The organism is Streptomyces sp. NPDC059668 (genome assembly GCF_042734135.1).
In the GTDB taxonomy this organism is placed as follows: Bacteria; Actinomycetota; Actinomycetes; order Streptomycetales; family Streptomycetaceae; genus Streptomyces.
This window is the reverse complement of sequence record NZ_JBHWEL010000139.1, coordinates 1-8,182: the sequence shown is the minus strand read 5'-3', so window position 1 is coordinate 8,182 and position 8,182 is coordinate 1. Positions and strand designations below refer to the sequence as shown.

7 protein-coding genes and 1 pseudogene are annotated in these 8,182 nt (G+C 72.1%); 4 read left to right on the top strand and 4 right to left on the bottom strand.

From position 1 onward, the window contains the following. Positions 1–91 precede the first annotated feature (91 nt). Positions 92–1,873: a tetratricopeptide repeat protein gene (locus ACFV2J_RS42145; protein ID WP_385096829.1), complete on the bottom strand. Its 1,782-nt coding sequence runs from the start codon at positions 1,871–1,873 to the stop codon at positions 92–94. A gap of 162 nt (positions 1,874–2,035) precedes the next feature. After that, a complete protein-coding gene (locus tag ACFV2J_RS42140) occupies positions 2,036–2,488 on the bottom strand; it encodes a MarR family winged helix-turn-helix transcriptional regulator (RefSeq protein WP_385096832.1) in 453 nt (150 codons plus the stop codon). Positions 2,489–2,727: 239 nt separating this feature from the next. Here ACFV2J_RS42140 and ACFV2J_RS42135 point away from each other — a divergent pair, with 239 nt between their 5' ends. Further along, a complete protein-coding gene (locus tag ACFV2J_RS42135; RefSeq protein WP_385096835.1) occupies positions 2,728–4,188 on the top strand; it encodes an MFS transporter in 1,461 nt (486 codons plus the stop codon). A gap of 106 nt (positions 4,189–4,294) precedes the next feature. On the opposite strand, the gene ACFV2J_RS42130 is transcribed toward ACFV2J_RS42135, so the two are convergent. Beyond that, positions 4,295–5,230: an LAETG motif-containing sortase-dependent surface protein gene (locus tag ACFV2J_RS42130; RefSeq protein WP_385097067.1), complete on the bottom strand. Its 936-nt coding sequence runs from the start codon at positions 5,228–5,230 to the stop codon at positions 4,295–4,297. A gap of 462 nt (positions 5,231–5,692) precedes the next feature. On the opposite strand from ACFV2J_RS42130, the gene ACFV2J_RS42125 reads away from it, so the two are divergent. Both ACFV2J_RS42125 and ACFV2J_RS42120 read left to right on the top strand, forming a co-directional pair. Then, entirely contained in the window at positions 5,693–6,361 is a 669-nt protein-coding gene (locus ACFV2J_RS42125; RefSeq protein WP_385097073.1) for a TetR family transcriptional regulator, read from the top strand. A gap of 282 nt (positions 6,362–6,643) precedes the next feature. After that, a complete protein-coding gene (locus ACFV2J_RS42120) occupies positions 6,644–7,111 on the top strand; it encodes a Zn-ribbon domain-containing OB-fold protein (protein ID WP_385097070.1) in 468 nt (155 codons plus the stop codon). A gap of 114 nt (positions 7,112–7,225) precedes the next feature. On the opposite strand, the pseudogene ACFV2J_RS42115 reads toward ACFV2J_RS42120, so the two are convergent. Further along, positions 7,226–7,363, bottom strand: a pseudogene (locus ACFV2J_RS42115) (pectate lyase); the annotation flags it as partial. A gap of 81 nt (positions 7,364–7,444) precedes the next feature. Between ACFV2J_RS42115 and ACFV2J_RS42110 the strand changes: the two are divergent. After that, positions 7,445–8,071 carry an ATP-binding protein gene (locus tag ACFV2J_RS42110; RefSeq protein WP_385443780.1) on the top strand — a complete coding sequence of 209 codons (627 nt, stop codon included), beginning with the start codon at positions 7,445–7,447 and terminating at the stop codon, positions 8,069–8,071. Positions 8,072–8,182 lie beyond the last annotated feature (111 nt).

Sequence of the window (8,182 nt, the reverse complement as noted above, 5' to 3'; positions counted from 1 at the left end):
GGGGGGGGGGGCCGGGGGGGGGGGGCGGGGGGGGCCGCCCCCGCCGCCCGGGGGGGGCGCCTCGGCCCCCCTCGCCCCCCCCCCCCGGCGGTCAGGGGCCCGGGACGCGGGGGCGCCCGGCCGGTCGGGGCGCGGCGGGCGGTGCCAGGGGCGGTGGTGGCGCGGTGGGGATGTCGATGTTCATGAACTCGGCCCAGGCCGCGCCGGTGTCGGTCGACCACAGCAGGTCGAGATCGGGATCGTGGGCGATCCAGTCCCCCGTCAACGTGCTGTCGGGCGTCCGCAGGCTGCGGTCGAGCTGGTTGAGGGCGGACCGGTTGCAGTCCTGCTGCCAGTGGTCGCGCGAGTAGCCCGCAGGCAGGCACGTATCGGGCAGGGTCATGGCGAGGGCGAGGAAACAGGCCGCGTTGTAGTGGGTCATCCAGCCGGCGGACCCCTTGCGCACCGGCCCCCAGTGCTGAGAGGTCGCCCGGGGGTGGGTGATGGTGCTGTGGGTGCGGTCGTCGTGGGCGGCGCCCGTCGTGGTGTGGTCGTCGAAGAGCAGACGCCGGACGCCGGTGCCACGTGCCGGGGGCCGGGGACGGACGAGCACCTCCCTGGCCACGCGGTCGAACGCCAGGGCCACCGCGCGCTGCTGCCGGTCGGCCGTCACGCTCGTACGGCCGTTGCGACCGTTGAGATGGAGCTGGGTGAGGTCGTGCGCCGCCAGCGCGATACGGATCGCCCCGAGGAACGTACGGCGCTGGGACCGCCGCGCCGGGAGGGGCAGGGGCATGAGCCACGAGCCCCAGTAGCGGCGCTCTCCGCTGTTGGACCGGCCGCCGGGGATGCTGTTGCGCAGCCAGCGGCGCAGCAGTGAGCGCAGCCGCAGGCGTGCGCAGATGTCGGCGAGGTGTTCCCGGGCCAGGCGGGCCATCTCCTCGAGCTGCGGCATCCGCTCGGGCGGCAGGTCGCGGTCGCGCAGGAGGGGGCGGGCCGCGCGGGAGTAGGCGATGGCCATGCGGTAGGCGGTCTCTATGTGTTCCGGCCACAGCTCGGTGCACCGCTGGTAGGTGGCGATCGCCCGCTGATAGTTGTGCGGATGGTGGGCGTGCATCAGCTCGATGAGCGCCGCCTCACCGTGCCGGATGAGCAGGTTTCCCGGCGCGAACTTGACGGCCCGGCTGTAGGACCGCAGCGCGGTGCCGTAGTCGACGCCGGCACTCGCGTCGTCCGCTCGGGCCTGTGTGTGCAGACGCTGCTCGTGGACGCCCTTGCGGAAGTGGGTGAAGGCCCGCTCGTCCTCGCCCCAGCGCTCCCACCGCGGAATCCTGCGCAGCATCTCCGGCTGGTTGCGGACCTGCACGATGCAGTAGACGGCGATCTTCTCGACGAGCCTCTCCTCGTTCGCGTCGGCGACGACGCGGGCGGCGACGATGCGGTTCTTCGGCACCCGCAGAATGCGTACCGACACGCGGCGGTCGGCACCGTGGGGATCCAGTTCGTGGAGGTGGACGGCGTATCCGGGCGGACTGGCGAGGGCGATGCGGATCAGGGACTCGACCCAGCCCTGTGCGGGCGTGGAGGTCTGCGGGCGGCTGACGGCCGTGGCGGCGGACGGGCTGCCGGGCGCGAGGATGCTGTCTCGCTGGTGCTCGGCGAGGTGGGCGGCGAGATGGGCGGTCAGGTGCGCGCTCGGCGCCGCGGTGCCGGCTTCCTCGGCCGACTGCTCGGGCAGCAGGATGAGTGGCAGGATCCGTCCCCGGGCGCGCAGGCGATGCAGGAGCGCCGACACGTTGCGCACGACCCCGAGCGCGATCAGGGCGGCGACGGCCAGGAGGAACCAGTTCGCCACCGTGCCCAGCGCACGCACCATCGCGTCGTCCACACCCATGTCCGCCCCCCGCGGTGTTCACCGACCGTCGCGTGCCGATGTCATATCCACGTATGCACGGAATAAGCCATTCATCGGATGGTGAGATGCTTTTGTCATCACACGATCACCGTCCGGATCCGAACGTCGGGGTCCGCATGTCCGGACGCGCTCGACGGAGTGTCAGAGGCGGGGCCAGGGACGGCCGGCCAGCCGTTCGATGTCGGTGTTGAAGCGTCGGAGGCAGGCGGCGAACCCGGCGATGTCGTCGTCCGACCACGTGGCCGGCACCCGGTCCAGACCCTCGACACCGCGGGCGCGTTCCTCGTCCAGCAGGCGTGCGCCCCGGTCCGTGAGGCGGAACTTGCGGGCCGTCCCGCCGTCGGGGTCGGGGATGCGGTCCACGAGTCCGGAGCGCACGGCCGCGCGGGTCTGCCGGTTGAGCGTGGAGGCGTCGAGCCCGAAGGCCTCGCTCAGCTCACCGATGGACATGGGTCCCTGGACACCGATGCGGCTCAGCAGGATGTAGGCGCTGCGTTCCAGCCCGCCCTCGCGCCGGACCCTCCTGTGCCGCACGAGCGCGTGGCGGCTGAGCAGCATCTGCTCGTACTCGACGTCGCGCGTGGGCCCGGCCATGTGCCCGCCGCCTTCCTTTCTCCCGGCCAGGAGCCATGAAATGCCCTGGCCTGGCAGCACCTTGGTCCGACGCTCCCACCGGTCCGACGCGCCACCCTCGGGCGCCGTACCGACCGCCCGTGGCACCTGCGCCACGGAGGTGTGCAGCCTACATCCAATGTGTGTAATGCATATCCCGTGTACGATGCATATCGTCCCTTCGCACCCAGGTACCGCAGACAAGTACGAGGAGCCCCTCTATGGATGCCACCCAGGCATCGAGCCGCTCGGGCGGCGTGGTCGCCACCCTGGCCTTCGCAGGCATCACGGCGGCGATCATGCAGACCTTGGTGACCCCGCTGATCGCGGAGTTGCCGCAGCTCTTGGACACCACCTCGTCGAACGCGGCCTGGGTGATCACCGCCACCCTTCTGGTGGCGGCCGTCTTCGTGCCGGTCTCCGGACGTCTGGGCGACCTCCTGGGCAAGCGCAGGATGCTCCTCGCCTGCTCGGTACCGCTGATCGTGGGCTCGGTGGTGTGCGCGCTGTCGTCCTCGGTCGTCCCCATGATCGTCGGACGGGGTCTGCAGGGCATGGGCATGGGCATGGTCCCGCTCGGCATCGCCCTGCTGCGTGACGTCGTCCCCACGGAGAAGCTGAGCTCCTCCATCGCGCTGGTCAGCGCCTCCATGGGCATCGGCGGCGGCCTCGGCCTGCCCATCGCCGCGGCCGTCGCCCAGTACGCGAACTGGCGGGTGCTCTTCTGGGGCGCCGCGGTGATGGCCGCGGTGGTGGCCACGCTCGTCTGGTTCCTGATCCCCGACATCCCCGCCGGCGCCAAGGGACAGCGCTTCGACCTGCCCGGCGCGCTCGGTCTCGGCGCCGGACTCGTCTGCCTGCTGCTCGCCGTCTCCAAGGGTGCCGACTGGGGCTGGGGCTCGGCCCTCACCATCGGACTGTTCGTCGCCGCCGTCGTGGTGCTGCTCGGCTGGGGCGTGTGGGAGCTGCGGACCCGCGACCCCCTGGTCGACCTGCGCACCACCGCCCGGCCGCGGGTGCTGCTCACCAACCTCGCCTCGGTCTTCGTCGGCTGCGCGATGTACGCCAGCATGCTGGTCCTGCCGCAGCTGCTGCAGTTCCCCGAGGCCACGGGCTACGGCCTGGGCCAGTCGATGCTCGCCGCCGGCCTGTGGATGGCGCCCGGCGGCATCATGATGATGTTCGTCTCCCCGCTCGGCGGAAAGCTCACCGACGCCCGTGGACCGAAGTTCACACTGATCTCCGGGGTCCTGGTCATCGCCGCCGGCTACGGCCTGGCGCTGACCCTGATGGGTACGGCCTGGGGCCTGATGCTCGTCGGCATCGTGGTCAACAGCGGTGTGGGTCTCGCCTACGGCGCGATGCCCGCCCTGATCATGAGCTCGGTGCCGCTCTCCGAGACCGCCGCCGCGAACGGCTTCAACACGCTCATGCGTTCCCTCGGCACGTCCGTCGGCGCGGCCGTGATCGGAGTCGTGCTGGCCCAGATGACCACCACGCTGGGCGGTTTCACCTTCGCCTCCGAGGACGGCTTCCGCACCAGCCTGATCATCGGCGGCGGCGTCGCGGTCGTCGCGGCGGTGATCGCGGCCGCCATCCCGGCCGTCCGCGCCGTCACGGCCGGCGGCGACAAGGCGGCCACCGCCGACGCGGCCGACCGGCACATGGCCGTCGAGGCCTGAGCGGACGCACGCCGCCCGGGCACCGCGATGGCGGGCCCCGGGCCCGGGCGGGAGTGGCGCGCACCGACCATGCGGTTCAGGAGGTGGCGCGCGCCTTTGATCCGGGTCAGGAAGTGGCGCGCCCCGAGCGGCGGCGACGGGTGACCACGGTGATCGCTCCGCCTGCCGCGAGGAGAGCGGCGGCGCCGACGGCGATCGGCAGTGTGCTGCCGCCTCCGGTCTCCGCGAGGTCGCCGGGCGGGGTCGACCCACCGCCGTTCGGCGTGGGGGCCGGGGGTGTGGTCGAACCGGACGCCGACGGCGTGGCCGGCGTCTGCGGCGGGGTCGACTCCGCGGGCGTCGACGGGGTCGGGCTGCCCGGCGTCTCCGCGGGCGGGGTCGAGGCAGGCGGGGTGGTGGCCGGAGGCGTCGTCTCGGGCGTGCTCGGCGGCTGCGCCGTGCAGTCCTTGCCGCCACCGTTCCACGCCATGATCAGCTTGTCCTTGATGACCGCGCGGTCCGGCCCCTTGGGCAGGTCACCGTGGTCGAAGCCGTCATTGGCGTCGAACTTGCCGTCGAACTTCACGGCGCCGCGGTAGAGGTCGATCTGGGCGTAGCAGCCGAGGTCCGGGACCGCGATGTCCAGCGAGTCGGTCGCGCCCGGCCCGACCCGGACGGAGTCGAAGTCGTGGAAGACCTGCTCACCGGAGGTCCTGAAGGTGGCGCCGTGCGTACGGTACGAGGCGAGGGACGCGGTGCACGAGCCGGCGTCGCCCGCCGCGCGGACCTTGATGTGCACCTTGCCGTCGTCGGTGGGCTTGAGGTTCTGGTCGTCGACACGGACCCAGTCGTGGAAGGTCGTCCCGTCGAGGGAGAACTCGCAGCGATCCGCCGCGGTCACCGTGCCGGCGCCCTGTCCGGGCTTGTAGCCACCGCCGTTGTCCCAGCCGTCGCCACCGGGGGTGCCGGAGGCCCAGGCGCCGGGGGCGGACCCCGCGAGGGCGAGGACCGCCGCGCCCGTCCCCAGCAGGCAGCGGAGGGTGACACGTCTCGCTATGGACATGCAGATCCCATCTTGGTGATCCATGACCCGGTCGTCGGCGGCACGGCGGCACACGGCAGCCGGGGCCGCACCGGGAAGAGTGGTCGAAGAATCACTGGACCCATTGGTCACTTGGGTCACAGCTCGACCACATAGTCGATCACCCCATAGGGACTGTCAACTTCGTTGACAACACGGCTAGTTCACATGCGATCACATTTCATCCGCATCAGGAATAAGTCATTCCTGTCAGCGCGGCAGGCACACCGGCACCCTCCGGCGAAGGCCGCGCCCGGTCACACCGGCGACTGGCACACCTCCGGACCCGGAATTGGCACAGCCCCTCCCCCACGGCGCACGGCACTCGGTTCCCTCGGTCACGCGCACCGAGTGCCCGCACCTCCGCGCGATGCTAGGTTCCCGTTCATGAGCGAGGGACCCCGGCGCAGCGACACCGCCGACACGACGCCGGCGAAGCCCCCCATGCGGGACGCGCTGGTCGCGGCGGCTTTCCGGCTGTTCCCGGAGCGCGGCTACGAGCAGACCACGGTCGACGACATCGTGGCGCTCGCCGGGGTCGGCCGACGGTCCTTCTTCCGCTACTTCCCGTCCAAGGAGGACGTGGTCTTCCCGGACCACGAGCGCTGCCTGGCCGACATGACCGCCTTCCTCGCCGACGGCACCGACGCGGACGAACCGGTACGGCGGGTCTGCGACGCCGCCCGGCTCGTGCTGCGCATGTACGCCGAGAACCCGACCTTCTCCGTACAGCGCTACCGCCTCACGAAGAAGGTGCCCGGCCTGCGCGCCTACGAGTTGTCGGTCGTCTGGCGCTACGAGCGCGCCCTCGCGGAGTATCTGCGCGGGCGCTTCGACGGCCGGCCCGACGGCGCCCTGCGGGCCGACGTGATCGCCGCGGCCGTGGTCGCCGCGCACAACAACGCGCTGCGCTCATGGCTGCGTTCGGCAGGGCAGGGCGACGCGGACACCGCCGTCGACCACGCCCTCGGCCACGTTCAGGCCGTGTTCGGCGAGCCTCCCGTCGCCGCTCCGGCCGAGGACCAGGAGGACGTGGTCGTCGTCATCTCCCGTCGTGGGGCACCCATGTGGCGCGTGGTGCGGGAGATCGAGTCCGCGCTCGGACAGGGCTGATCCGGACCACAGCGGACCGGAGCGGACCGGAGCAGACCGGAGCGGACCGGAGCGGACCGGAGCGGACCGGCCGAACGGAACTGTCGGTCCGGCAGTGTCGCGCGGGCCCGGTCGGACACGACCGTCGGGCGCAACCGAGGAGCACCCCTTCCCCGAGGAGCACCCCTTTCCCGCACGAGGGTACCGAGTGCCTTTACGCGTGGCACTGAGTGCCATACCCTGTGGCTCGTGCGCGGTGATCCGGGCACCTTCGACTCCGGCCGAGCGCAGGGAGATGACATCGTGCACCACCCAGGAACCGCCCTTCATCCGGGCCCCCGACCCTCGACGGGCGTGCTCGACACCGAACCCGAGGTAGCCGTGCCGGGTGTCACCGCTCTCGGCACCGACCCGACGGCGAACGGGACTTCGGCCGCGGACGCCCTGCTCTTCCAGCGCTGCCGGTGGTGCGGCAGCGCGATGTACCAGCGCCTGCTGTGTCCGGTCTGCGCCGGCAGCGACCTGCGGACGGAGGCGAGCACCGGAGCCGGTGTGGTCCGTCACGCCACGGTCATCCATCGCAACACCCCGGCGGCACGAAACATCTCCCTCGTCGAGATGGCCGAGGGCTTCACCGTCCGGGGCAGGGTCACCGGGCCGGCCACCGACGTGCACAGCGGGGACCGGGTCCAACTCACCACCGCCCAGGACCCGGTGCGCGGCCAGCCGGTGTTCCAGCTCGTCGACGGGCCCTACCGGAGCCGGAGCTGACACTCCGTGCCCCGGGCGGCCGGACGGACCGCCTTACGGAGCGGGTCCGTTCAGCGCACACACAGCTTGATCTTCTTGCTGCCGTCGCCGTGAGCCGAAGTCGGACACCTGGAAGCCGGTCACGGTGTACGTGGCGGAGGACGACTTGCCCTTGAAGGTGGCCGCGTCCTCGCCGACGTCCTCCCACCACACGTTCCGCGACGTGCAACTGCCGGCGCAATAGACTCCGTCGGCGGCCGGGGCCCCGATGACTCGTTTCGGGGCCGGGTGCGGTCCTCCGTCCGCCCGCCCATGCATGCGGCCCGGACCTGAGCCCGGCGGATACTGGTCGCCATGGATGGATCAAGGAGTTCTTGGGTCAACACCACGCACGACTGGGCCGGTTCCGTGGACGCGGACCATTTCCGTCGGATCCGCGAGGGAGCCGCGGAGTTCGCGCCGGACGGCCTGAGGCACCTCGTTCTCGAGATCGTCGCCTATGCCGCTGACGAGGCGGCGAGCCGGGGCGACGGACGGTGCGTGGTCACGCTGCACGCCGATGGCTCCGTTTCGGTGAAGGACGACGGACGGGGCACCGACACACGCGTCGACGAGCACGGCCAGGTGGTGAAGAAGCCGGTCATGGCCACGAAGGACCTCCGGTTCTTCGACTTCCCGGAGGCGGAAAGGCTTCCGGACGGGCATCCGCGCCGCGGCATGTCCGTCGTCGCGGCGCTCAGCGAGTGGCTGATCCATACCAACCGCCGTCTCGACGGATCCTGGACCCGGCGCTACGAACACGGCATCCCGGTGACCGATCTGGAGCCCGTCGAGACCGACGGGACCACGGGGACCTGCGTCCGCTTCCTGCCGGACGGAGTCCTCCGCTCACGGTGGTCGCCGACCGCGGGGGACCTGGCGCGGTGGGCCGAGCACTGGCCCGGCCTGACGCTCCGCCTCGACGACCGGTGCGAGGGCTGAGGCCGGCCGGGGCCGCGGGGCGCGGGGGCGGGGGCCGACCCCGGCGCCCCCCCCCCCGGGCTCCCCCCCCCGGCGGCCCCCCCCCGGGGCGCCCCCGCCCCGGGGCCCGGG